This window comes from Caldisericum exile AZM16c01, from assembly GCF_000284335.1.
In the GTDB taxonomy this organism is placed as follows: domain Bacteria; phylum Caldisericota; class Caldisericia; order Caldisericales; family Caldisericaceae; genus Caldisericum; species Caldisericum exile.
On record NC_017096.1, the window covers coordinates 823157 to 848106 of the forward strand.

The following is a 24950-nucleotide window of genomic DNA, read 5'->3' on the forward strand; positions in this document are numbered from 1 at the left end:
TCATCACCTCACGCTCAAAGTTTTCACACTTTCTAAAAATTTTTTATATTCATCAAGTTCAAATTTTTGGATTATATAGTAGTTTAATAGATCCAGTATTTCGTTAAACTTAACAATATTTAATTTCTCTGGATAAGCCATCTTATTTAAAAGTAAGGACTCTTCATACACAACTGCGTCAACTGTAAAACCCGAGTTTTCATTAAATCCGTTGTTCTCAAAAGAAAAATAAATTACCTTTGGATGCTCTTGTAGAAAATTAATCGGACTTCCCAGCAATTTCATAAAGTGAAACATATAATAGAGCAAAGCAACTTTCGAGTACACGGGTTCAACAGAACTTAAGAAAGAAAGGGTTTTTAGGGTAAGATCTAAAATCTCCATATTTTCTTCCTCATAAGGGAGCAAAAGCAAAAGTAATTCCTTTATATACAAAAGAACAACCATTTTTGAAAGATCATTTTTCGCGTCTCTAAAGTCATCAAGCATTTCTATTTCCGTTGCAATGTAAGTATTTCCTTTCTTGTATAACTGAACCTTTTCATATACAAACGAATCAGTATAACCTGAGCGTTTTGAAGTTGATGTTCTAACGGATTTAAATTTAACATTTATTTTACCTAATTTATCAGTAAGCATCACTACATACCTGTCGGTTTCCTTTGTATCAAACGAAGTTATTGTAAGTCCGTTAATATTTATGTAGCCCATTAAGAAACTATTTCAACACTCTTACTTGCACCTATTCTTGTCGCACCAGCCTTAACCAATTTAACTGCAGTTTCAAAGTCTCTAATACCACCTGAGGCTTTTACACCAATATAATTCGGCACAACAGACCTTATCAGTTGAACATCTTCAACTGTTGCGCCTCCCGTGCTAAATCCTGTTGAAGTTTTTACAAAATGAGCGCCAGCTGAAACGGAAATTGTTGATGCAATTATTTTTTCCTCTTGGGTAAGAAGACATGTTTCGATGATAACTTTTACAGTTCTGTTTGCTGCAGTCTTAACCACTTCTCTTATGTCACTTTCAACTTTTGCATATTCCTTCGCCTTTAAAAGGCCAATATGAATTACCATGTCGATCTCGTCTGCACCGTCTTTAATTGCCTTTTCCGATTCTGACACCTTTGCGTAAGTTGATGAAGCACCAAGAGGAAATCCAACAACCGAAGCGATCTTTATATTAGTTCCTTTTAAAAAACTCTTCGCTAACTCAACATAGGAGGAATTAACGCAAACTGCGAAAAAATTGTTTTCGATTGCTTCTTTACAAAGTTTTTCAATATCTGTGGGAGTGGCATCTGGTTTTAAAAGCGTGTGGTCAATAATACTTCTTAAATAATCTTTAGAAATTTCATCCATGTATATCACCTCTTACATATTTTATGAATTTATAACAATTAATCAAGAACAGTTTATTGTCTAATTTCATATCAATATGAAACTCTCTACACCAACTTTTGATAAAAGTGAAAAATATGTTAAAGAAAAAACCTACAAAGAGAACTAATCAGTGCTTCTTAGTTTTCTTTGAAATACAAAGTAAAATCACCTCAATATGTATTTCTTTATAAAGAAAAACAGTCTATCCAATAAAGGATGGTATTGAGTTATTAAAAAAGATTTTAATTTCTAAATCCTTTGGAGAGTTCATAAGAAGGAAACATATAAAATAAGAAACATTACTTAATTTATCCAAAATATCAAAGAACTTTTTAATTACTTAAAAACCAAATTCTTTTTTATAAGGGTTATAGTTAATCTCAAATTAAGAAACACAATGTCATAAGAAAAATTCAAAGATTTAAATCTCCTACTTTTTACCACATACAAGTTCAAAAATTTTGAAACGATGGATTATATTTCTTTCAAAGTGTCAAATGTATGGAATTAATGCCTTCAGTTGTAAAACATTAATTTTAATGTTATAATTTAAGTATGGAATATATTGCACTTTACAGGAAATACAGGCCCCAGACCTTTGACGAAGTAGTTGAACAAGATGCGGTTGTAAAAGTGCTGAGGGCAGAATTGAAACAGAAGAAAGTATCTCATGCATATCTATTTGCAGGACCGAAGGGGTCTGGTAAGACTACAATTGCAAGAATCTTCGCAAAGGGTCTTAACTGTGTAAATGGTCCAACCGACACACCTTGTCTTAAATGTGATAATTGTATTGCAATTACAAATGGCACGAGTTTAGATGTTATTGAGATAGATGCCGCATCAAACAGAGGTATTGATGAAATTAGAAGTTTGAAGGAACATGTGCAGTATGTACCAGTAAATTCTAAATATAAAGTCTACATAATAGACGAAGCGCATATGCTTACACCCCAAGCGTTCAATGCACTTTTGAAAACACTGGAAGAACCTCCGCAGAACGTAGTGTTTATTCTTGCAACAACCGAGGCAGATAAGATTCCACCAACGATCTCTTCAAGGTGTGAAAGACTTTACTTCAAACCTATCAGTATAAAAAGGCTAAGTAAGAAAATAAAAGAGGTTGCACAAAGTGAAGACGTTCAAATAACTGATGCTGCATCGGAATTAATTGCAAGAGCTTCTTCTGGGTCACTTCGAAATGCCTTAAGTTTACTTGAACAGGTAATAACTGTTTCAAACAATATTGACGAAAATATTGTAAGAAATATCCTCGATATACCCGACGAAAATTTTGTACTTAATTTTGCAAAGGCCCTTATTCAAGGTAACGTAGATTTTATATTCGATGGAATTCGTCAACTTGAAGTTTCAGGATTAGATCCTAAAATCTTCATAAATGAAATGACTGAATTCTTTGAAGACCTAATTACTCTTAAGCTAGGCGCAAGTGATACCGTAGAAGAAAAAAGAGATGCAACTACTTTCTCAGATATGAAGGAGATCATAAAAGTAGCAACTTTAAGAAAACTTATCGAAGTTTCAAAAGTACTTTTAGAAGCCTTGAATAAAGTAAAAATTTATAAAGATCTCTACTTTGCATTGCTTGTAGAGTTTCTTGATAACTTAGGAAATTTTGAAGATAATTTAAGTGGAAAACAAAGTGTTGGAAGAGAGGATGCGTCTCAATTTATTTCTAAGGAAAAAGTTGATAAAATTATACTTGCTCAAGAAAAAAAATCATCTGAAAAAATAGAAGAGCCTGAAACACAAACTCAGGAAATAGATATCGAAAGAATTAAATACTTATGGGAAACAATTGTTAATGAAGTAAAACAAAAAAGCATCCCAGCCTCGACAATGCTTTTGAAGTCAGCGCCGGTTTCTGTAAAAGATGGCGTAATTGAAATTATCCCTGACAAACCTTTTGCTTTAAATGTTTTAAAATCAAAAGATAACATAGAAATTTTGGAAGAAGCTTTAAAGAAAATAACTGGTAAATCGTTTAAGGTAGTTTATATTGAACCAAAGATAGAACCTAAAATAAGTAAAGAGGAAAGAATTAAAGAAATAGAGAACAAAAAAGAAATTAGAGAAATACTGGATCTATTCGAGGGAACAATAACTGATATTAAGGAGGATAAAAAATGAGAAATTTTAACGACATTCTAAGGCAGGCCCAAGAACTGCAAAAGAAACTAGAACAAATAAACTTGGAACTCGAGCAAATGGAGATTGGGGCAACAGCCCAGAATATAGTTAAAGCAGTTGTTAACGGAAAACTTGAGATTATTTCTATTCAAATTTTAAAGGAAAATTTAGAAGATATAGATAAAGAGATGCTTGAAGATCTAGTGGTAGTTGCAATAAAGGATGCTCAAAACAAGGCAAAACTCATTGCCCAAGAGAAATTTGCCTCTTTAGGTGCGTTAGGAGGATTATTACCCAATTTTCCAAATGGAATCAATTAATAGTAAGCTTAAATCTTTAATTGAGGAAATTGAAAAACTACCCTCTATTGGACCAAAAACTGCGGAAAGAATTGCCCTTTACCTTTTATCTTTGGAAGAGCAAGAAATAAAAAAATTCTTAGATACCTTAACTGATGCAAGGGCAAATTTACATTTATGCCCCATTTGTTTTAATATTACTGATAAAGAAATTTGCGAGATTTGCAGCGATGAATCAAGAGATAGGTCATCAATTTGCGTTGTAGAGGAAGTTAACGATTTACTTGCAATTGAAAAGACGGGTTCCTACAAAGGAGTTTATCATGTTCTTCATGGGGATATCGATCCTATAAACCATAAAGGACCAGACCAAATTAAATTGAAAGAATTGCTTGATAGAATCAAAAATTCACACATAAAAGAAGTTATTCTTGCTACAAATCCTGATTTTAGTGGTGATATGACTGCAACTTACATTGCAAAACTTATTAATTCGATTAAAATGGATATTAGGATTACAAGAATTGCTGTCGGTTTACCAAAGGAAGCAGAAATTGGACTTGCAGATACTTTAACTTTGTCTATGGCAATTAAAGAAAGAAAGGAATACAAATAAATTTAGGAGGTTAAAATGAGCGAGATTATTTTTGTAAAAGCAAGAGAAATCTTAGATTCAAGAGGAAACCCAACTATTGAGACCGAAGTTGTTCTTGAGAGTGGTGCAGTTGGTGTTGCAGCAGTACCATCTGGCAAATCAACTGGAAAATTTGAAGCAGTTGAATTAAGAGACGGAGACAAGTCAAGGTTTAACGGTAAAGGTGTTTTAAATGCAGTAAGGAACGTGAATGAAGTAATTGCGGAAAATATAATCGGAATGGAAGCACAAGACCAGTATCTTATCGATAAAACGATGATTGATTTGGACGGTACACCAAATAAAAGTAAACTTGGGGCTAACGCAATATTAAGTGTTTCCCTTGCTGTTGCACGAGCACAGGCAAATGAACTTGGAATATCTTTATATAAATACCTTGGAGGATTGAATGCAAATCTTCTTCCAGTACCACAACTAAACATTTTGAATGGCGGTGCACATGCAGATTCTGGTTTGGACATTCAAGAATTTCTTATCCTCCCTGTAAACTTCACTTCATTCAAAGAAGCAATTAGAGCAGGCGCAGAAATTTACAGAAGCCTTGAGTCTATTCTAAAAAAGAAAGGATACTCAGTCGGTATAGGAGATGAAGGTGGTTTTGCACCTAAAGTAAAAAATACAGAAGAAGCACTGAGTTTGATTGTGGAAGCGATAACCAATGCAAATTATATTGCAGGAAAAGATATTTTCCTTGGTATTGATTCTGCTTCTTCGGGATTCTTTAAAGATGGCTACTACAATTTCGAAGGTGCAAAATTAACATCGAAAGAAATGATTGATTTTTATGAAAATCTTTTAAGTAAGTTCCCCATTATCTCCATTGAAGATGGGCTTGCTGAAGAGGATTGGGACGGCTGGATTGAATTTACTAAACGATTAGGTGATAAAATCCAAATTATTGGCGATGACTTGTATGTAACAAATATTGAAAGATTTTCTAAGGGTGTTGAACTCAAAGCAACCAATTCAATACTTATTAAACTAAACCAAATTGGGACACTCTCGGAAACTCTTAAGGTAATTCAGTTTGCAAGATTTAATGGATTTAACGCAATTGTCTCACATAGGTCCGGAGAAACTGCGGATGCATTTATCTCTCATCTTGTAGTAGGAATGACAACTGGTCAAATTAAAAGTGGTGCACCAGCAAGAATGGAAAGAGTTGAAAAATATAACGAACTAATTAGAATTGAGGAAGAATTAGGCGAAAACGCTCGATTTGCAGGAATTAATGTCTTCAAAAAATTTCTAAAATAATATGCCAGAGGTTATTGAAGTTAATTTTTTAAAAGATGAGATTGCCTCTACTTTTATCGGAAAAAAAGTTGTAGAGGCAATCTTAAATAATGAAAAGATTTCAAACGTCTGCAAGAATGAATTTGAAAAAGAATTAAAGGATGAGGTCCTCAAAGACGTTGCAAGACACGGCAAAGTGTTAATTTTGAAATTCTCAAACTATAAATACCTTCTTATTCATTTTCTACTCACCGGATACCTGCGGTTAATAGATGACTCGGAAAAGGAAAAAGCACAAGCATATTTAAAGTTCGATAATGGTAAGTCCATTGGTATCTTTGGTATTATGTCAAATGGATTCATTCATTTACATGAAACTAAAAACATTAATAATTTAGATGAAATAAAAGAACTCGGGATAGACGTTCTTGATGAAAAATTTACACTTGAAAATTTTAAGAAAATTATACTAAAAAACGGGACTAAAAGGATAAAGGACATCCTTCTTGATCAGAGTATTATTGCCGGTCTTGGCAACGCATATTCTGATGAAATTCTTTTTGTATCAAAAGTAAATCCCAAAAGAAAAGGGGGATATTTGTCAGAAGATGAAATTGAAAGTATATACAAAAATATTTTTTTCGTCTTGGAGAAGTCAAAGAAATACGGTGGTGCAAGTGAGCTTTCCTTTGTTCATCTTGACGGCTCAAAAGGCCATTTCCATGAACATTTTTTAGTTCATAAGCGTGAAGGAGAAAAGTGTCCAATTTGCGGAACTCCGATTGAAACAACAAAAATAGGGGGAAGAACATCGTACTTCTGCCCAAAATGTCAGAGGTGACCCGTGGATACACTTGACACGAAAAAGATAATCATAATTTTAATCTTACTTATTTTCATTTCGTTCGGGATTGGCTTATATGTCGGAAAAACATACTTATCAAACAATAAAGCACAAGAGCAACCTGTGATTGTCCAAAATGTAGGTAATTCCTCTCAACAAAAAATTAAGGTTTACGTAACAGGAGAAGTCAAACATCCAGATGTATACGAATTAGAAGAAAACGCAATAGTTAAGGATGCAATTTCTCTTGCTGGTGGTGTCACAGAAAATGCAGATTTGATTTCAATTAATCTTGCAAAAAAACTTACGGATGGTGAAGAAGTAATTGTTCCTTCAAAAGATAACTCATTGCTTAATTCAAACAACTCTACATCCTTAGCTACAACTCCTAAAACCAACAAAGTAAACATAAATAAAGCAACAAAAGAAGAGTTAATGACACTTCCCGGAATCGGAGAAGCAAAGGCACAGGCTATAATTGATTATAGAACAAAGAACGGACCTTTTAAAACTATACACGATATAGTAAATGTCTCAGGAATAGGCGAAAAAACGTTTGAGAAAATTCAGGATCTAATTACAGTGTAATGCTCTCATTTTTGGTTCTTCTTTCAACTCTAATAGGCTTAGGAATATCAATATCCTTTCAAACAAGAAATATTTTATTACTCCCAACTTATTTTTTAACCCTTATTGTTATTGTACTTATTTCAAGAAAAAATTATAGATTTGGTATCATTTTTTTGTTCCTACTATCAACTTTAAGTGGATATTACTCTTTTAAAACAGTTTTCAACACAATAAATTACAATGTTCAGGATACAATTGTCAAAGTTTGTGGCATCGTCACGGATTTTTATGAAATAAGTGGCGAAAAATTTATATACTATTTAAAAGTGTCATCTATTGACAACCATTTAGAAGATATTATTGTCAAAGTTTACTCGAAAGAAATGCCACCACCAAAAAAATCGACAGTCCAAATACAAGGAGAATTACATAAAAACACCTCAAAGTTAATCAATTTTGAAGATACATTAACTCTTTTTCCTAAAAGTGTAAAAATTATTAAAAGTCAGATTTTTTATACCTTTCTTTCTAATTTAAGGTCAAAAATTATACACAACATAAGATCTACTCTCAAAAGTGAGGAGGGTAATCTCCTTATTTCAACTCTCATAGGAACTAATGCATTAGAAAGTAGTACAAAATCTGATTTTCAACTGTCTGGTATCGCTCATATATTTGCGATTTCCGGATTGCATATCGGTATAATTTACTCATTTTTTACCATACTATTAAATTTTTTTATTCCTTTTGTTCAGATTTTTTCACTTTTTGTAACTTTTTTATTTATTGTATTCATTGGACTAAAGTTTTCTGCAATTAGAGCCTTTTTGATGCTATCGATATTAGTCTTGGGAAATTATCTTGGGAGAGGGAAAAATCTTTTAAATTCACTTATCGTTGCAATCTCTCTAATACTTATAGCTTTTCCTCAATCACTATTTTCAATAAGTTTCTATTTGTCTTGTTTTGCAATTCTTGGAATTGTTGTAGCGTTAAAATTTGACTTTAAACAAAAAATTTTTAATTTGCTCAATGTATCTATCTTTGTTAATCTATATGAGACTCCACTTGTTTTATTTGTATTTAATTCAATACCAATAATATCTATTCCATTAAATCTGTTTGTTATTCCATACATGTCTTTTCTTCTTCTAATAGGTTTACTATATACATTTATTTCTCTTTTTTCGATTAAGTTTGCTTCTATTTTTTCTTCTTTGATTAATTTCTTCTACGGTCTTTTAATTTCACTTGTTAATTTCTCATCTAAGCTCCCAAGTGCTTCTATTTTTGGAACACTTTCTTTAACCCAGTTTTTCTTTTTAGAGCTTGCCTTACTTATATCGACATTTCTACTTGTCGGGAATATTCCTAAAAAATTTAAGGTATCTATAACATTAATAGTGATAATTTTGATGTTTTCTTTTGTCTTTTATAACGCATCTTTAACAGATATTGTAATAGAGAACTTTCAAAATTCGCAAGTAATAATAGTGAAGAATTCTTTTAAGAATATTTTAATTATAAGTAATTCTGGAAAATACTCATTTAACAAACTTTATAACATTATCAAAGGCAATGGGATCAATTCTATAGATACTATAATTCTTCTTAAGAATCCAACCATTCAAGAAGGAGTGCAAATTAACGAGCTTTATGAGAAGAGGATTCCAATAAAAAGTATTTTTGCAGATGAATCAGTCGATAAAGACTACCTTGCTTTGAACTTTCAGAGTTACGAAGTACTTCCTAAAAACTTTACCTTAAAAGAAGGGAAAATAAAAATCGCATGTAGAAATAACGATCTCGAAATTTTTATAGGTGGGAAGTCTATTTATCCTTAATCTTACTTAATGCATCGTTGAATGCGTTAACGACAAGTTCTACACATTTGATTTTATCTTTTGGAATGTCGAAAAAAATTGTAAAAAAATTGTAATCAATTGGTTCAATCTGTTCAAGTTTCTTTCCTTTTATATTTTCCGAAAGTATAGACGCACTTGCAATTGCAAAGGGACATCCATCAACTTGATATTTGAAATCAAGAATTACTCCATTTTCAACATGCAAATAAATTATTGCCTTACCACCTCCTTCAGATTTTGAACTTCCTACCGCCGTTGGATTTATAATAGTTCCAACGTTCCTTGGTTTCATAAAATGATCAACAACTATCTTTGGATACAATTTTCACCTCTTGCATTTCCATTATATCACTTTTTTTCTTAAAATAGAAAAACTCTTTAAAAATTAGCCATTATATATTAGAATACCAAAAGAAGGAGGCAAAAAATGCTTTTAATAAAAAATGCAAAAGTTTACACTGTAACGCAAGGCATCTTAGAAAATGGAAATGTGCTCGTAGAAGGTAACAGAATTAAAAAAGTCAGTTCAGAAAAAATTGACGTTGATGAAAATTCGACTAAAGTTATTGACGCACAAGGGAACTTGCTTTTCCCTTCATTTATTGATGCTCACACTCATCTTGGTACGTTTGCTCTTGAAGGAACAGAAATGGATGAGGATGGCAATGAAATGACTAATCCTGCAACTCCTGGATTAAGAGCAATTGATTCAATAAATCCTTATGATCCTGCGTTCAAAGAAGCATTTGAATCAGGCTTTGAAATTGTGTTTACTGGTGCTGGCTCAGGTAATGTAATTGGAGGACTAAGTACTGTTATTAAAACTTACGGTAATATTGTAGACGAAATGATAATTAAAAATCCTGCTGGACTCAAATGCGCCTTTGGCGAAAATCCAAAGAGAGTTTATTCTTCAAAAAATCAACTTCCTACAACTCGAATGGGCACAGCAAAAGTGTTTAGAGAAACACTTTATAAAGGAAAAAATTATTACGAAAAGAAAAAGAGTGGCGAGAAGGTTGACTTTGATTTAAATATGGAAAGTCTTTATCTTGTTTTTGATCACCAAATTCCTCTCAGAATTCACTCTCATAGAGCTGACGATATTATAACAGCAATAAGAATTGCCAAGCATGAATTTGGACTTGAGGTAGTAATAGAGCATGGAACAGATTCAGCAAGAATCAGGGATTTTCTTGCAAAGGAAAACGTTCCTGTAATTCTTGGACCTATTCTTGATGTTTCCCCTAAGGTTGAAACAAGATCTAATTCATTTGAAAATCCTAAGAAATTGGTCGATGCTGGTGTAAAAGTTGCCCTTATGACTGACCATCCAGTTGTATCTATTGGCTACGCGTTAATTCAGGCAGGACTTGTTGCTTACGAAGGAGGATTGGGATTTGACGAAACTCTTAGGCTTATTACAATAAATCCTGCACAGATTTTGAAAATAGATAACGATTATGGAAGTATAGAAGAAGGGAAAATTGCAAACCTTGTTATTTTTGACAAAAATCCTTTTTCAGTAACTGCAAAGGCTAACACTGTCATTCTTGAAGGAAACGTCATTATTGAGGGAGGAAAATATGTATAAACTTTACGCAAGAAAACTCTTTACCGGAGAACAAATTTTAGAAGATATAGTAATTTTCTTTGATGAAAATAAAATTTATCACATTGGAGAAGATATCAACGAACCCGTTAAAGAAACTTATACTGCAAATTTTGTCATGCCTCCAATTATAGATCTTGGTTCTGGGATTGGACTCAAAGAAGAATCGCTTGGTCGAGTTGAAGGTGATGATTTAAATGAAGCAACCAATCCTGTTACACCAGAACTCTTTGCTCTCGATGGAATAAACCCTTACGACGAAGCTTTTGACAAAGCCATTAAAGGAGGAACACTTATAAGCTTGGTCTTACCGGGAAATACAAATCCTATTGGAGGACGAGGCACACTTATATACAACAAAGGAAAGCATGCTCTTGATATGGTAATTCAGAACTCATATGGAGTAAAATTTTCAATTAATACAGAACCAAAGTCAGTATATGGACCAAAGAACAAGACTCCATCTACAAGGATGGGAATTGCCTATGTTATTAGAGACACACTTTACAAAGCAATTGAATATAAAAAGGAACACAAAGAGCCAAATCTTTCTTACGAGTCATTACAAGATTTAATTTCACAAAAAGATCTTGCGCTTTTTGCAAGTTTGAGGGCGGATGATATTGCAACTTCTTTGAGAATTACCAAGGAATTTAACTTAAATTCTGCAATTCTTTACGGTGCGCAGGCAAACTTGGTTAAAGATTTGATTAAGGAAAGTAACGTCCCAGTTATATACGGCCCCGTGATGTTCCCACGCTGGTCAATTGAACTAAAGGGTCTTTCTCCAAAAGTTCCTGTTGAACTTATTAGTAATGGAATTTTAACAGCTCTTACATCAGGACATCCAATGTTTCCAAGTAAATATCTAAGACTGAATGCAGGGCTTCTTGTACGAGAAGGCCTTAATGAAGTTGAAGCTTTAAAAACAATAACCTTAAACCCAGCTAAAATTTTAGGAAATGTTCACCTTGGAAAACTTGAAAAAGATGGTCTATCAAACATTGTTGCCTTCGATAACGTTCCGTATGATACAAATGCTGTAACAAGTCATGTCTTTCTTAAAGGTGTGCGAGTAGTCTAAAAAAGAATAAAATAATCTCAAGTTGGCAGGGTGTTATCCCTGCCATTTTTTTAAACAAAACTCTTATTAACTTTATCTTATAAATGTGTAAAATACTTTAAGCTGAATTTTAAAAACAAATTTTAAATTTTGGTTTCTAATTAAAAAAAATAATTTTAAGTTCATACTTAAAAATATTTCCTTTCTTAATGCCTTTTATAACTTTATTTTATTTGACGTAAATTTGAGCCCTCTTTTGTTGAATTGCGTTAAAGCTCGTTTAGTCACATAGAAACCAATTTTTTAAAATTCAATATGCTTTATTAAGCAATATGTGCATATTGCTTAATATGTCGAGAATAAAAATTTAGATACCTATAAGATATTTGTTTAAGAATTGGTACTTGATAAAATATATTAGGAGGTAAAAATGGAGGAAAAAGACCTTTAAAACGAGGAAGAAAAAGGAATTCAACCAAAAGTAGATTTTAAAAATATATATACCGGAAGCCAGGCACTTGAGAAAGCACCAAAAATTTATGGAATTCAAACCGGAATTGAAGGACTTGACGACTTGTTTTTTATTGTAAAAGAAGAGAAAGGAAAGCTCATTAAAAAAACTCTGGGAGGTCTTCCCGCCTATTCAGTTATTAACATAACTGGAGTAAACGATACTGGAAAATCCTTAATGGCAGAGCAATTTGCAATTGAACAAGCACACAAAGGATCTAAAGTGGTCTTTGTTACAGTTGAATCACCTGCTAATTTTGTCGCAGCATCTCTTCAAATTAGGGCAACTGCAATGGGATATAACTTTAAAGATTTTGAGGATAATTTCATTCTTATTGATGCTGCTTCTTCATACAACCTTAGAGAAAATATTCCTGATCTTCTTGCAACTCTTGCTTATGTTATTTCTACTTATAAGGCTAGATTTACAGTAATTGATTCTGTAACTGGACTCTTTGAAAGTAAAGAAATGTTTGCAAGAGCAATTGTCAGAAGACTGTTTAACTTTATGAAATCTTGGTACCAAACTTCGATTATCGTTTCGCAAAAAAGAAGTGGCCATGAAGAGCTAACGGCGGAAGCTGCGGGAGGATATGCTGTAGGTCACATAGTTGACGGGACGATTGTTCTTGCAAAAGAACTTATCGATTCTCAATATAAATCGAAAATATATAAGAAGCCTTTGGGTGACATTGTAAGGTTATTCAGAATTGATGGATGTAGACTTTCTGGACACGACACAAAAACACATTTTTTGGAGATAACAGAATCTGGCTTAGTAAAAATTAAGGAACCGATTTCAGGAGGTGAAGAAATATGATTATCGTAAATAGCCGTGAAGTGCCTCAGGTAGAGTTTGAAGATCTTGTGGCTCGTGTTTTCTCAAAGTCAATAGATCTATTGGGTGGAATTGTAAAACTTGCTGAATATAAAACTCTAACGTGGCTTCCTTCACTTGCTAGAGCTACCATTGCAATTGTCCTTAAAGAAGAATATCTAAGGTCTGAGGAGGAGATTGCACACAAAGTAGGGATTACTAAAAACACCGTAAGGAATATTGTAAGAGCCGATCCGAAGCTTGCACTTGATAAAATGCAAAAAATTGAAGAACTCACAAAAGAAGAGTCTAAGAATCTTAAAACCCATACGGCAGGAGGGATTGCAAAATTAGCATATAAACTTGTAAAAGATGGAGTGGACGCAAAGGTACTGGTTAATTTTAGCTCTGCCGTACTTGAAGACATAATGAAAACGTTGGATATCCCTTGGGCATACATGGTTTTGAAAAGAATAAAAGGAATTGATTTTCCAATAAGTTCATATGAAGTTTTACAGGAAAGATTGTCAGACATTGTCTCCCAAGATATTAAATTGACTGAACTATTACCAAACTTACAATACCCAATAAGTACACCGGCGCAATTAATAAAGGAAATTAAAGAGCATTTAAAAATGAAGGAATAAAAAATTTACCACAGGAAAAACTCTACAGATTCATTTGCTAATAAACCTTCTTTTTCCTGTGGTATTTTTATAAATCCATGTGACTCATTTAATACAAAGGTAAATGATGAATCAGAAAGCAACGGTTCAATTATATTTTCATTATTTTCTATTTTTAGCCTTCCCAAAACAAACTCTGTTCTACCTTTTCTGGAACTTACTTGATTTGACAGTTTGCCAATGATCTTCTTTTCCGGAATTATAATTTTCAATTTTTTTGATATTAAGTTTCTTATCACAATTGAATAAATCATAACTGATGCAAGCGGATTACCCGATAGACCCACTACTAATTTTCTGTTAACAATTCCGAATATTGTTGGTTTCCCTGGAGATGCATTCAAACCATGCACTATAACTCCTGGTTTGCCCAAGGAGTTAATTGTATTTACAGTAAAATCAAAGTTTCCTTTGCTTGTTCCACCCGTCATTATTACAAAATCGTTCTCTTTTAGTGCAATCTTTAACGCCTCCTTTATACTTTCGGCATTGTCTTTTACAACCCCGTAAAATGAAGGAATAAAACCATCTTTTAATAATAAGTGTTTCAAAGTAATCCCGTTATAGTCAAAAATTTTTCCGTATGGTAAAGGATGCTCATCTGTTACTTCATCACCCGTAGAAATTAATCCAACCTTTAAAGGTGATATTACTTGAACGAATTCCACACCAGTAAAATTTAGTAGTCCTATGTTAAGTTCATTAATTCTTACACCCTTTGTTAAGACAACGGATTCTTTAACGAGCTCAGCTCCTTTCTCAAAAATATTTTGGGTTGCCTGAACATCTTTAAAAATAAAGACTGTATCACCCTTTATCTCCGTATCTTCAACCATTACAACAGCATCTGCTCCATCTGGAACTACTCCCCCAGTAGGAACATAACAGGTTGATCCATCTTTTATTGATACTGCAGGTTTTGTACCTATTTTTACTTCACCTAAATTTTTCAAAAAAACCGGATTTTCATAACTTGCGCCTTTTATATCCGTAGATTTAACCGCATAGCCATCGACAAGAGATTTTCTAAAAGGTGGTAAATCAATCTTAGATCTAATGTCTTCCGCTATATAATATCCGAAAGAGTGCTCTGTCGGTATCGAAATAACATTTATATCTATATCAAAAAGATCAAATATTTTCTCGATAACTTCTTCAGGAGAATAAACTGTTAAAAACCTTTCACCCATTCAAATAACCCTCCTACAACTTTTTCCACATTTTCATTTACCTTAATGTGTGCTTTTGAAAATATAGGTGCATTCGAATCTGAGTTAACAGCAATAATTGTTTTTGCACTTATTCCACTTAGATGCTGAATTGATCCTGAAATTCCTAATGCAATATAAATATCGGTTTCTATTTCTATTCCTGTATCACCTACTACACTGTCGTAAGGAAAGTAGCCTAAATCCGCTACAGGACGGGTACAAACAACTTTTGCACCAATCTTTTCAGCAATAAAGAATATTTGTTGATACAAATCCTTTGATACCCCAAGGCCAACACCTATTACAATTTTAGACTTTATTTTTTCGTCGATAGATTGCGGAAATGACTCAACTATTTCTACCGATTGATCTTTTGAAATCTCAATTATTTCCCTATTTAAAGGATTATACTTATCCTTGTAAACTCCGTTATTTATAATACAAACGGTAGGTTTTGTTTTAGAAATTATTTCAACACCAAGGTTTTTCCAACCATAAACAATAAACGAAAGGTTATTTTTTTCTGCCCTTATTTCACTAACGTGCGAGACAATACCAAATCCGTTTTTTCCAGCAAATAACGAAGCAATTTCTCTGGGCAATACTTCATTTGAAAAAATTATTACATCAAAGTCATTTATTTCTTCAATCTTAGAAAGAAATTCAAGCCCTTCAGAACTTACCCTAATCAAAAATGAAGGGATGTAGTCTGCGTCGCGATCATTTCTTACGCTTGCAATTCTTATATTGTCGAAAATATTGTGTAAATCATTTAAGTTTGGTAAATTTGTTTCGTATACTATTAGCGCCTTCATTGTTGCACCTCTTTAGACAAAATTTCAGCAATTATTTTATCACCATTTTCTGTTATTAGGTCACTCTGAAAATTAGATCTTAAGTCAAATATATCTTTAACTATTGTTTTAGAGCCATCGCTTCCAACTTCACTTCCGTCAAGTTTTAGAACATCGTTTGAAAATATTTCCACTGTTTTTTCATTCGGATTAAAGGCATAATACAAACTTGGAAGAGCTTTTTTCTTTGATTCGTTCGAAAAACTCACTAGTGCCTTATTTTTTATCCTAAATCGATTTATTTCATCTTTATCGAGTTTATCAACTACAAGAAAATTACTCTCGTAATCTACCTGTAAAACATTCGAAATATATAAAATTGACAGTTTTGATGCAACCTCCCCTGGTAAAACTCCAGTAAGCCCGTCAGAAGAAAAATTATGTGCAAACACATAGTCATAATCATTATCGAAATTTTGTATAAATTTAGAAATCACATTTGAAGTTGCATAAACATCAGAATTTGCAAAAAGCATGTGAGAAAGAAGAAATACTCTATCCACACCGTAATCGAAAAGTTTACTTAAGACGTCCTTTGCACTCAAAGGCGCCATACTTACAACGTCAACATAAAAACCAAACTTATTTTTTAATTCTATTGCTGCACTTAATGTGATAAAATCGGTAGGGTTTATTACGGACTCTGATGAACGTTTTATTCGTTTCAACTGCTTATCAAATTCTATATTTTTTGGAATAACTTTTACAAGCACAACAATCTTCATAACATCACCTCACCAATTTTTGGTTTGTAGCCATTTATAAAATCTTTTACATCCATTATTTTTTTTCCTTCTGGTTGAACCCTAAGTATTTTAACACATCCTTTTAAAGAAGAAACAAGAAAGTACTCGTTATGGACATAAACTATCGTTCCGGGTGTAGAATTATTAAAAAACTCATTTAAAAAATCGGTTTTGAATATCTTTAACTTTTTTTCTCTAAAAATTGTATAGGCACCAATTCTTGTCAGTGCGCGAACTCTGTTGTGAATTCTAAATGCATCCTCTTTCCAATTAATTTTTTCTTCTTCTTTTCTTATCTTTTTTGCATAACTTCCCTCTCCAACCTGAGGCACAGGAGAGCACATACCTTTAAGACAGCATTCAAGCGCTTCTCTTAAAAGAGGAATTCCAACATCATAAACCTTTTTGAGGAAAGAAAAATAGTCATCATACACTGAAACATCAAAGTGTTTTTTTAATAGTATCTCACCTTTATCAATTTCTTCATTCATCTTTATAATTGTAACGGCAGATTTACTTACCCCGTCCATAAGTTGTCTCTCAATCGGACTTGCGCCTCTATACATAGGAAGGTCAGATGGATGAATGTTTAAAGGACATTTTGTTAATTCAAGTATGCTTTTGGGAATAATTTTTCCAAAAGAAAAAACTACCAACGCATCAGGTTTATAGCTTAAGATTTCATTTACAATTTGTTGAGAAAAGTTTTCAATCTCTAAAACAGCCTTATTGTACTCATCTGCAAATAATTTCACAGGATTTGGAGACACTTTGTTTCCACGTCCCCTTATTTTTGGTGAAAGAGTAACGAATAAAACAATTTCTCCGAGTAAATTCTCTGCAAATGGAATTGAAATTTCAGAACCACTGAAAAATGCGATTCTCATTTCTTCAAGTATCTTTCGATAAGCTCTTTAGGTATTTCGTAACCTTCTTCAACTTCTAATTTTTCAATACTATCAATGTAGTCTGTAAAAATTATTCCGTTTAAGTGGTCAATTTCATGTTGGAAAACTCTCGCCTTCAAACCGTTTAATATTTCCTCATGGACCGAACCGTCAAGGTCCATGTATCTTACGACAATTTCTTGAGGTCTCTCAACGATTCCATAAACACCTGGGACTGAAAGACACCCCTCCTCTTCTTTTTCGGTTTCTTTTCTTCTTTCTAAAATTTCTGGGTTTACAACGACCCCTTTGTCATCTTCAAGTTCATAGACAAAAAAAGAATAGGTAACCCCAACTTGAGTTGCAGCAAGTCCAATACCTCTTGGTGTATTTTGTCGCATTGTCCTAAACATCTCATTTATAATTTTCTCTATGTCCTTATTAACTTTCGTCAATTTTTTTGCCGTTTTCCTTAAAACAGGATGACCATATGTATATATCTTCATATTTCAACCGCTCCCTTCCTAATTATAACAGGTTTTCCAGAAGTAAACTCTACAATTGTAGATGGTAATCCAAGCATTTCAATATCATGTTCGAATTCAATGTAAAGAACTTTATATCCAAAAGTTTCTAATATGCTTTCCTTTGTTTCCAAAGGTGGCATATCTGAGATGTTTGCGCTTGTATTAAGAAGCGGCATCTTGATAAACGCAAGAAATTCTAAAAGATCAGGATATTTTGGAATTCTTACACCTAATGTTTCTCCTTTTTCATCAGGTTTCGTGTAAAGTTTTTTTTGCGACCTAAATATAATTGCAAGAGCTCCAGGAAAGTATTTTTTCATTAGGTCAAGTGCCTCATCAGTAATACCGTAAACATAATCGTATATTTGTTCAACTGAATATGCAAGAAGATAAAGAGGCTTATCGTAGGATCTACCCTTTAAATCAAACAAATTTTTAACTGCTATATTACTAAGACCATTTACTCCAAGCCCCATAACCGTATCAGTCTTAAACGCTATAATACCATTATTATTAAGATGTCTAAGTGCTTTTTCATAAATTTCTTTCATATTTTATCCTGGTTCCAAAAACTATCCGAAATTGGATAGCTTTTGGTAGGCTTGTTTTTAATCCGCCAATTCAGGTTAGCCATATAGCCTACAGGCGGAATTTGGCTAACCATAGTCCCTGCACCAAGCACAGGGACTAACCTATTTGGTAACCTTGCCCAATCCGTTAAGAGTGTTTTTAACGGAGAGAAGTCCCTAATAAATGACCTCCCAAAGATAGGGATACCAAAGGCTACCTTAATAACTTTCCTAAGTTTTAAAGAGTGTTTTAACTCTTCCCTAATCTTTTCTTTTCTTAGATCTATAAGTTCTTGGAGCTTTAGAGTGCTTGAGAATTTTCTAATTATTCCATAAATCTTGTTTAAGTTTTGCACGTTTAACAACTCTCTATTCCTCATATTTAATATCCTTAATTAAAACAGTTTTATTAACTGTTTTTAGCCTCCCAAAAGCAAATCGGTCTAATTGCGCTAGGTCTTTAATTATATCAACTTTTCTGAAATATTTTTTCATCTCTTTTTTAACCTTATCTTGTATCGAAGGATCTATTTCAAAAATTACAAAGCCATCATCCTTCAGTAACTCGAATGCCTTTTTAATTAATGCAGGATAAATTTCAAATCCATCAACTCCTCCGTCAAGCGCTATTTCTGGCTCAAACGGAAGATTCCTTACATCAATACTCCTAACGTAAGGAGGATTAGAAACTATAAAATCAAACTTATAACCCGGATTGTAATTTCTGAAATCTGTCAAAGCTAATTCGAGTCTTTCGAGTAAATTTAATCGTTCTGCATTTAATTTGGTAATCCTAATTGCATTTTCTGAAATGTCTATAGCATTACCAGTAATTTCTTTACAGTAGTGTAAGATTGATAAAACAATTACCCCAGATCCACAACCGATATCTAAAAAACGCTGTTTTTTGCATCCATATTTTATTGCAAGCTCCGCAAGAGTTTCAGTTTCTGGTCTTGGAATTAATACTCCTTCATCAATATAAAAATCCAACCCCATGAACTCTTTATGTCTAGTAAGATATGCTAAGGGATATTTATTTCTCAATTTTTCAAGAGAACTTTTAAAAAGTTTAATTTGATGGTCAGAAAGAACTTCATTTTCTTTTAAATAAACCTTTTCCTTCTCTATTTTAAGAATATAAGAGAGCAAGACAAGAGTTTCAAGATAGTATTCTTCGCTTACTTCTCTTAATGACCGAATTGATTCTAAGAATGCTTCTTTTACCGTCATGACTTTCCAAAGTATTCCTCAAGAAGCTGTGCTCTTTCATTTTCCATAAGGGCGTTTACTAGTTCATCTAAATTTCCTTCCATAATTTCAGGAAGATTATAAAGAGAAAGATTTATTCGATGATCAGTTACTCTTCCTTGCGGAAAATTATAGGTTCTAATTCTCTCATTTCTATTTCCCCGACCAATCTGAGCACGGCGTGTACTTGTAATTTCTTGTTCTTTTTGCTGCTCGTATAAGTCGAGAAGTCTCGCCCGTAAAATTCTCATTGCTTTTATCTTATTTTGGAGTTGCGAACGCTCGTCTTGACATGTAACCATAATTCCAGTCGGTTTGTGAATAATTCGAATTGCTGTTGCAACCTTTTGGACGTTCTGCCCACCGTGTCCACTTGCATGGAATATATCAATGCGCAAATCATCAGGATTAATTTGCACATCAACTTCTTCTGCTTCGGGTAATACTGCAACCGTTGCAGTGGACGTATGGATTCTTCCTGACGCCTCTGTTTCAGGTACTCGCTGAACTCTATGAACTCCACTTTCGTATTTCAAATGCTTATAAACATCTTTTCCTGAAACCGAAAAAATAACTTCTTTAAAACCGCCAAGATCAGTTTCATGAGAATCAAGAATTTCAACTCTCCATCCCATTTTATCGGCATAGCCTAAATACATTTTGTACAGGTCTTTAGCAAAAAGCGCTGCCTCTTCCCCACCAACACCTGCTCTAATTTCCATGATTATATTTTTTCCTTCGTAAGGATCCTTTGGAATTAGAAGTATCTTAATTTCATTCAAAATACGTTCTTTCTCTTCTTCAAGATGTTCCAACTCTGTTTGAGATAGTTCTTGTAATTCTGGATCTTCAGTTTCAAGAAGTTCCTGAACACCTTTTATTTCTAACTCAACCTTTTTGTATTTAATGTAAAGATTTACTATAGGTTCAAGTTCCTTATATTCTATAGAATACTTCTTAAAAAGTTCAGGATTTGAGATTACAGAAGAATCTGATAATAGTCTCGAAAGTTCGTTATACCTTTCAACGGTTTTCTCGAGTCGGTCAATCATCCTTACCACCCTTTACGTAGTGATGCAATTTACAACGTGCTTCATATGATTCGCTTGCACCTATCATAATTATAGGGTCATCGTATTTCGCAGGTTCTCCATTTATAAGTCTCTGCGTCATTGTTGCTTCTTCACCACAAACAGTACAAATTGCATGCAGTTTCAACACTTCATCTGCAATAGCCATAATAAATGGCATTGGTCCAAATGGCTCTCCTCGAAAGTCCATGTCCAAACCAGCAACAATAACCCTCTTTCCTAACTTTGAAAGTCTTCGCAATGCATCAGTTATATCCTTATCAAAGAACTGTGCTTCGTCAATTCCAACTACTGCAGTATCTTCTTCGACTTTTTCTAAAAGTTCTTTCGTTCCCGATACAGGTATAGCCTCAACCTTTTCGCCTGCATGTGAGACAACCTCAACAACTGAATATCTGGTATCAATTGAAGGCTTGAAAACTTGCACTTTTTGCCTTGCAATTTTTGCCCGTTTAATTCTTCTTATTAACTCTTCACTTTTGCCAGAAAACATACAGCCAGTTATTACTTCAATTTTACCAATTTTACCTTTCATCTGGCACTATACTCCTTAAAAGTTCTTCATTTGACCTTGTTTGCTTAAGCATTTCAATGAGTCTTTCAAGTGCTTCACCTGGCTCAAGAGAACCTATGAATTTTCTCAAAGTCAAAATTCTTCGATATTCATCTTCATTATACAGAAGTTCCTCTCTTCTTGTCCCCGTCTTTTTAATATCAATCGCAGGGAAAATTCGTTCTTCTGCTAATTCTCTGTCAAGGACTATCTCCATGTTTCCAGTCCCCTTGAACTCTTCGTAAATTACCTGGTCCAATTTTGATCCAGTATCTATTAGCGCTGTTGCAAGAATTGTAAGACTACCGCCATTCAGTATACTTCTTGCAGCACCTAAAAACTTCTTTGGTCCTCTTATTGCAGCAGGATCAAGGCCTCCGGAAAGTGTTTTTCCACTTGTAGAACTTAGAAGGTTATAAGCGCGTGTAAGTCTTGTTATTCCATCAAGCAGTATCATCACATCTTTTCCTATCTCGACAAGTCTCTTTGCCTTTTCTAAGGCAAGTTCAACAACTCTTATGTGATTTTCTGGAGGTTGGTCAAAAGTCGAACTTACAACTTCTGCCGCAACTGAATTCTTCATATCTGTAACCTCTTCTGGACGCTCATCAATGAGAAGAATCATAAGGTAAATTTCTGGATGGTTCTTTACAACACTTTTTGCAATTTCTTTCATAAGCGTTGTTTTTCCAGCTTTAGGTGCAGAAACAATTAGTCCTCTCTGACCCTTTCCAAGTGGTGCAATGAGATCAATAACTCTTAAGGCAATATTACACCCGGGTGTTTCAAGAATAATTCTTTCTGTTGGATAATACGGTGTAAGATTTTCAAATATAGGCCTCTTTAAATATCCTGTAACTTTTATTCCATTGATTGTATCAACGTTAACGAGAGCAGGATATCTTTCCCCCTCCTTTTGTGGTCTTTGGACAGGACCAGAAACAACATCACCTGTTCTAAGTCCAAATTTACGAATTAACGGGGGTGAGACATAAATATCAGTGAATGATGGAAAATAATTTGCTCTTAAAAATCCGTATCCGTCAGGATGGGCTTCAAAAAGTCCCTTAAAGTAAAGTTGTGGCTCATTGTCAACTCTCACGTAGGCAGTTTCAGGTGTTCCTTTGGAAGTATCAAGAAACTCTTGAAGACTTTCCTGTTTTTCAACTTTTTCCTCTTTTGTCTTTTGCTCTTGGAATTCAGTTGTTCCTCTTTTAGTTTGTGTTTTAGTCTCCTTTGTTGGTTCTTTTGCAGTCTCTCTTTTGTTGCTTGAGGACTGTTTTAAACTCTGTATTTGCTTATACAATTCTTTTACAAGTTCATCTTTTCTATAATGAGAATAGTTCTTTAATTTAACGATTTGAGAAATTTTATAAAGTTCTCTTGCAGTCATTGCATTTAAATCGTTTTCAGTTAAGTTTAAGATTTCATCCATTTACCTAATGCCTCCTTATATTGTTAAATTATTTTGTATTTCTTCTTTTAATTTAAGAATGTAATTTTTAAATTCATTTTCAATGTGTAAGAGTCTTGACTTTGTATCCGTAACGAATTTTTCATCTTTCACCGACTTTAGATTTATTAAAACATTTGCTTTTGCTCCATCAAATGCAGCTTCAAAAAAACTTAAAGCTGTATACAGATCAGAAATTGCAGATTTCGGACAAAATGCTTTTGCTTGGTCTAAAACTTTACTTCCATCATACAAAATATTTATAACTTCAAAAGGGACAAGAGTGGAATCTATAAGTGCTTTTTGCATTTTTTGTTTTCTTATTTCTTTTTGTTCCTCAGTGTCTTTTGGAAGTTGCACTGCTTCTATAAACCGCTCAAAAACCTCAGCATCTTTTGAAGATAGCCTAAGAAGAAGATCAGACTTTTCTTTTGTTTGTTCAATAAGCGGTTCCAAAGAAGATTCTGGATTTTTCTTTTGGTAAATAGATAGCACCATTGAAACAAGTGCAAAACCAAATGCACCAACTAGAGATGATGCAGCCCCACCACCAGGCGTAGGGTTAGAAGATGATAATTCTTCAATAAATTTTTCTAAGGGTAAATCAGAAAACATAAACCACCTCACCTTGAGTCACATTACGAAAATAACAAAACTCCTTGAATTTCCTTTATATAATATAACAAATTGAAATTTAGTCAAGAACCAAAAGTATGATACAAAAAAACTAAATTTTCGAATAAAATATTACGATGGAAGAAATTTTAGAAAAAGTTTTAAAAACCATAGAAAAGTATAAATTAATTCAAAAAAATGAAAAAGTACTACTCGCTGTCTCTGGTGGTATAGACTCGATGACAATGCTTTCAATTTTCCATAAAATAAAGGATATAATCCAGGTCGAAATAGGAGTTGCAACTTTTGACCATGGAATAAGAAGTGAAAGCAAAGACGAGATAAAGATTGTCGAAGAATATTCTAAAAAGTTGCAGGTTCCTTTCTTTTTCGGCGTAGGAAACGCCTTAAAGGTTCATCTAAAAACAAAAAGGAATCTTGAGGATGTTGCAAGGGAACAGAGACTAAAGTTTTTAAGAGAGGTAAAAGAGGCTAATAGTTTCAATAAAATTGCACTTGCTCATAACAAAAACGATTTCGTTGAAACTTTTTTTATGCACCTCCTTAAAGGATCAGGATTAAAAGGTATTACAAGTATGTTGGCTATAGAGGAAGATTTGATTAGGCCATTAGTTGGAGTAACACGTGAGGAAATCGAAAACTATGCAAAGAATGAAGGAATTCCATATATTATAGACTTAAGTAATTACAACCTTTCCTACGAAAGAAACAGATTAAGATACCAGATTTTACCACTTATCAAATCTTCATACCCGAATTTTATGGATCATGTTCTAAATTTTTCTGATATTGCACTTAATGACGAAAATTTATTAGATAAAATTACCGCAATAGAACTTGAAGGAATTAAAAGACAAAACAACGAATATTCAATAAATCTTTTTAAACCACTTTCTCTTTCAATTAAGAGACGCATTATAAAAGAATTATTGGGGGAGAATGCAAATTATGAACGTGTAAATATGATTATAGAATTCATAGAAAGCAACAAAAAAAAGTTTAGCATAGGGAAAGATATATACGTTGCAAAAACAGGAAATTCATTTTATATTGAACATGGCACCCCATTTACCATTGAAAGGTCCTATATATTAAAAATTCCGGGAATTACTACAATACCTGAAGCAGAAGTAAAAATAATTTCGGAAATATTAGAGTCAAAAAAAGAATTCGATTTAAATGATAAGACTAGTGCCGTATTTGATCTTAATTTCCTTAAATTCCCAATTTCCGTTAGGTTCAGAAAAGAGGGTGATATAATCGAGATTGAAAACGGAAAGAAGAAACTGCAAGACTTATTTGTCGACTTAAAAGTTAGGAGAGACATTAGACACAAAGTACCCATTGTAGTAGATAATGATGATAAAATACTTTGGGTGTGCGGTGTAAGAAGAAGCACAATTGCAAAGATCGGAAAAGACACAAGAAAAGTTCTTTTTTTAAAGATAGTTCCATTAACTCAAAATTTGTGATATA

27 protein-coding genes are annotated in these 24950 nt (G+C 33.2%); 12 read left to right on the forward strand and 15 right to left on the reverse strand.

Going from position 1 to position 24950, the window contains the following annotated elements:
* Positions 1-3: 3 nt before the first annotated feature.
* Positions 4-711, reverse strand: coding sequence for a DNA repair protein RecO (gene recO, locus CSE_RS04030; RefSeq protein WP_014453366.1), 708 nt, complete (start codon positions 709-711; stop codon positions 4-6).
* Positions 711-1367 (reverse strand): deoxyribose-phosphate aldolase, encoded by a 657-nt coding sequence (deoC, locus tag CSE_RS04035; RefSeq protein ID WP_014453367.1) that lies wholly within the window; start codon positions 1365-1367, stop codon positions 711-713. The genes recO and deoC overlap by 1 nt, the downstream gene beginning before the upstream one ends.
* Before the next feature lie 576 nt (positions 1368-1943).
* Here deoC and dnaX point away from each other — a divergent pair.
* The 7 genes from dnaX to CSE_RS04070 are packed head-to-tail and all read left to right on the forward strand — an operon-like array spanning position 1944 to position 8987.
* Complete coding sequence (gene dnaX, locus CSE_RS07910) at positions 1944-3539, forward strand: DNA polymerase III subunit gamma/tau (protein ID WP_014453368.1); 1596 nt, start codon at positions 1944-1946, stop codon at positions 3537-3539.
* Positions 3536-3859, forward strand: coding sequence for a YbaB/EbfC family nucleoid-associated protein (locus CSE_RS04045; RefSeq protein ID WP_014453369.1), 324 nt, complete (start codon positions 3536-3538; stop codon positions 3857-3859). Before dnaX ends, CSE_RS04045 begins: the two co-directional genes overlap by 4 nt.
* Positions 3846-4454, forward strand: a complete 609-nt coding sequence (gene recR, locus CSE_RS04050; RefSeq protein ID WP_014453370.1) for a recombination mediator RecR — start codon at positions 3846-3848, stop codon at positions 4452-4454. Before CSE_RS04045 ends, recR begins: the two co-directional genes overlap by 14 nt.
* Before the next feature lie 15 nt (positions 4455-4469).
* Positions 4470-5750 (forward strand): phosphopyruvate hydratase, encoded by a 1281-nt coding sequence (gene eno, locus CSE_RS04055; RefSeq protein WP_014453371.1) that lies wholly within the window; start codon positions 4470-4472, stop codon positions 5748-5750.
* Between the two features lies 1 nt (position 5751).
* Positions 5752-6570, forward strand: a complete 819-nt coding sequence (locus CSE_RS04060; RefSeq protein WP_014453372.1) for an Fpg/Nei family DNA glycosylase — start codon at positions 5752-5754, stop codon at positions 6568-6570.
* Positions 6571-6573: 3 nt separating this feature from the next.
* Complete coding sequence (locus CSE_RS04065; protein WP_014453373.1) at positions 6574-7161, forward strand: helix-hairpin-helix domain-containing protein; 588 nt, start codon at positions 6574-6576, stop codon at positions 7159-7161.
* On the forward strand, positions 7161-8987 hold the full coding sequence (locus CSE_RS04070) for a ComEC/Rec2 family competence protein (protein WP_014453374.1): 1827 nt from the start codon (positions 7161-7163) through the stop codon (positions 8985-8987). Before CSE_RS04065 ends, CSE_RS04070 begins: the two co-directional genes overlap by 1 nt.
* Here CSE_RS04070 and CSE_RS04075 read toward each other — a convergent pair.
* On the reverse strand, positions 8974-9330 hold the full coding sequence (locus CSE_RS04075) for an iron-sulfur cluster assembly scaffold protein (protein ID WP_014453375.1): 357 nt from the start codon (positions 9328-9330) through the stop codon (positions 8974-8976). The two genes, CSE_RS04070 and CSE_RS04075, sit on opposite strands and share 14 nt — an antisense overlap.
* Before the next feature lie 105 nt (positions 9331-9435).
* Between CSE_RS04075 and CSE_RS04080 the strand changes: the two genes are divergently transcribed.
* From CSE_RS04080 to CSE_RS04095, 4 genes are all read left to right on the forward strand, one after another.
* The gene (locus tag CSE_RS04080) at positions 9436-10602 is read left to right on the forward strand and encodes an amidohydrolase (RefSeq protein ID WP_014453376.1); all 1167 of its coding nucleotides are present in this window, start codon (positions 9436-9438) and stop codon (positions 10600-10602) included.
* Positions 10595-11704 carry an amidohydrolase family protein gene (locus CSE_RS04085; RefSeq protein WP_014453377.1) on the forward strand — a complete coding sequence of 370 codons (1110 nt, stop codon included), beginning with the start codon at positions 10595-10597 and terminating at the stop codon, positions 11702-11704. The genes CSE_RS04080 and CSE_RS04085 overlap by 8 nt, the downstream gene beginning before the upstream one ends.
* 448 nt (positions 11705-12152) lie before the next feature.
* Positions 12153-13013 carry a KaiC domain-containing protein gene (locus tag CSE_RS04090; RefSeq protein WP_156785895.1) on the forward strand — a complete coding sequence of 287 codons (861 nt, stop codon included), beginning with the start codon at positions 12153-12155 and terminating at the stop codon, positions 13011-13013.
* Positions 13010-13657 carry a hypothetical protein gene (locus CSE_RS04095; RefSeq protein ID WP_014453379.1) on the forward strand — a complete coding sequence of 216 codons (648 nt, stop codon included), beginning with the start codon at positions 13010-13012 and terminating at the stop codon, positions 13655-13657. Before CSE_RS04090 ends, CSE_RS04095 begins: the two co-directional genes overlap by 4 nt.
* A 5-nt stretch (positions 13658-13662) precedes the next feature.
* Here CSE_RS04095 and CSE_RS04100 read toward each other — a convergent pair whose 3' ends face one another.
* From CSE_RS04100 to CSE_RS04155, 12 genes are read right to left on the reverse strand one after another with little or no spacing between them, the layout of a single operon-like run.
* Positions 13663-14886 carry a molybdopterin molybdotransferase MoeA gene (locus CSE_RS04100; protein WP_014453380.1) on the reverse strand — a complete coding sequence of 408 codons (1224 nt, stop codon included), beginning with the start codon at positions 14884-14886 and terminating at the stop codon, positions 13663-13665.
* Complete coding sequence (locus CSE_RS07915; protein WP_014453381.1) at positions 14868-15722, reverse strand: electron transfer flavoprotein subunit alpha/FixB family protein; 855 nt, start codon at positions 15720-15722, stop codon at positions 14868-14870. Before CSE_RS07915 ends, CSE_RS04100 begins: the two co-directional genes overlap by 19 nt.
* Complete coding sequence (locus tag CSE_RS04110) at positions 15719-16486, reverse strand: electron transfer flavoprotein subunit beta/FixA family protein (protein WP_014453382.1); 768 nt, start codon at positions 16484-16486, stop codon at positions 15719-15721. Before CSE_RS04110 ends, CSE_RS07915 begins: the two co-directional genes overlap by 4 nt.
* Positions 16483-17394, reverse strand: coding sequence for a methionyl-tRNA formyltransferase (fmt, locus tag CSE_RS04115; RefSeq protein WP_014453383.1), 912 nt, complete (start codon positions 17392-17394; stop codon positions 16483-16485). Before fmt ends, CSE_RS04110 begins: the two co-directional genes overlap by 4 nt.
* Entirely contained in the window at positions 17391-17900 is a 510-nt protein-coding gene (def, locus tag CSE_RS04120; protein ID WP_014453384.1) for a peptide deformylase, read from the reverse strand. The genes fmt and def overlap by 4 nt, the downstream gene beginning before the upstream one ends.
* A complete protein-coding gene (locus CSE_RS04125; RefSeq protein WP_014453385.1) occupies positions 17897-18472 on the reverse strand; it encodes an L-threonylcarbamoyladenylate synthase in 576 nt (191 codons plus the stop codon). The genes def and CSE_RS04125 overlap by 4 nt, the downstream gene beginning before the upstream one ends.
* A complete protein-coding gene (locus tag CSE_RS04130) occupies positions 18469-18870 on the reverse strand; it encodes a hypothetical protein (RefSeq protein WP_014453386.1) in 402 nt (133 codons plus the stop codon). The genes CSE_RS04125 and CSE_RS04130 overlap by 4 nt, the downstream gene beginning before the upstream one ends.
* A complete protein-coding gene (gene prmC, locus CSE_RS04135) occupies positions 18860-19723 on the reverse strand; it encodes a peptide chain release factor N(5)-glutamine methyltransferase (protein WP_014453387.1) in 864 nt (287 codons plus the stop codon). The genes CSE_RS04130 and prmC overlap by 11 nt, the downstream gene beginning before the upstream one ends.
* Positions 19720-20793 carry a peptide chain release factor 1 gene (gene prfA / locus CSE_RS04140; RefSeq protein WP_014453388.1) on the reverse strand — a complete coding sequence of 358 codons (1074 nt, stop codon included), beginning with the start codon at positions 20791-20793 and terminating at the stop codon, positions 19720-19722. Before prfA ends, prmC begins: the two co-directional genes overlap by 4 nt.
* Positions 20786-21367 (reverse strand): thymidine kinase, encoded by a 582-nt coding sequence (locus tag CSE_RS04145; RefSeq protein ID WP_014453389.1) that lies wholly within the window; start codon positions 21365-21367, stop codon positions 20786-20788. Before CSE_RS04145 ends, prfA begins: the two co-directional genes overlap by 8 nt.
* Complete coding sequence (rho, locus tag CSE_RS04150; RefSeq protein ID WP_014453390.1) at positions 21357-22820, reverse strand: transcription termination factor Rho; 1464 nt, start codon at positions 22818-22820, stop codon at positions 21357-21359. Before rho ends, CSE_RS04145 begins: the two co-directional genes overlap by 11 nt.
* A 15-nt stretch (positions 22821-22835) precedes the next feature.
* Positions 22836-23453: a cyclodeaminase/cyclohydrolase family protein gene (locus CSE_RS04155; RefSeq protein WP_014453391.1), complete on the reverse strand. Its 618-nt coding sequence runs from the start codon at positions 23451-23453 to the stop codon at positions 22836-22838.
* A 137-nt stretch (positions 23454-23590) separates the two neighbouring features.
* Here CSE_RS04155 and tilS point away from each other — a divergent pair, with 137 nt between their 5' ends.
* Complete coding sequence (gene tilS, locus CSE_RS04160) at positions 23591-24946, forward strand: tRNA lysidine(34) synthetase TilS (RefSeq protein WP_014453392.1); 1356 nt, start codon at positions 23591-23593, stop codon at positions 24944-24946.
* The last annotated feature ends 4 nt before the right edge of the window (positions 24947-24950 follow it).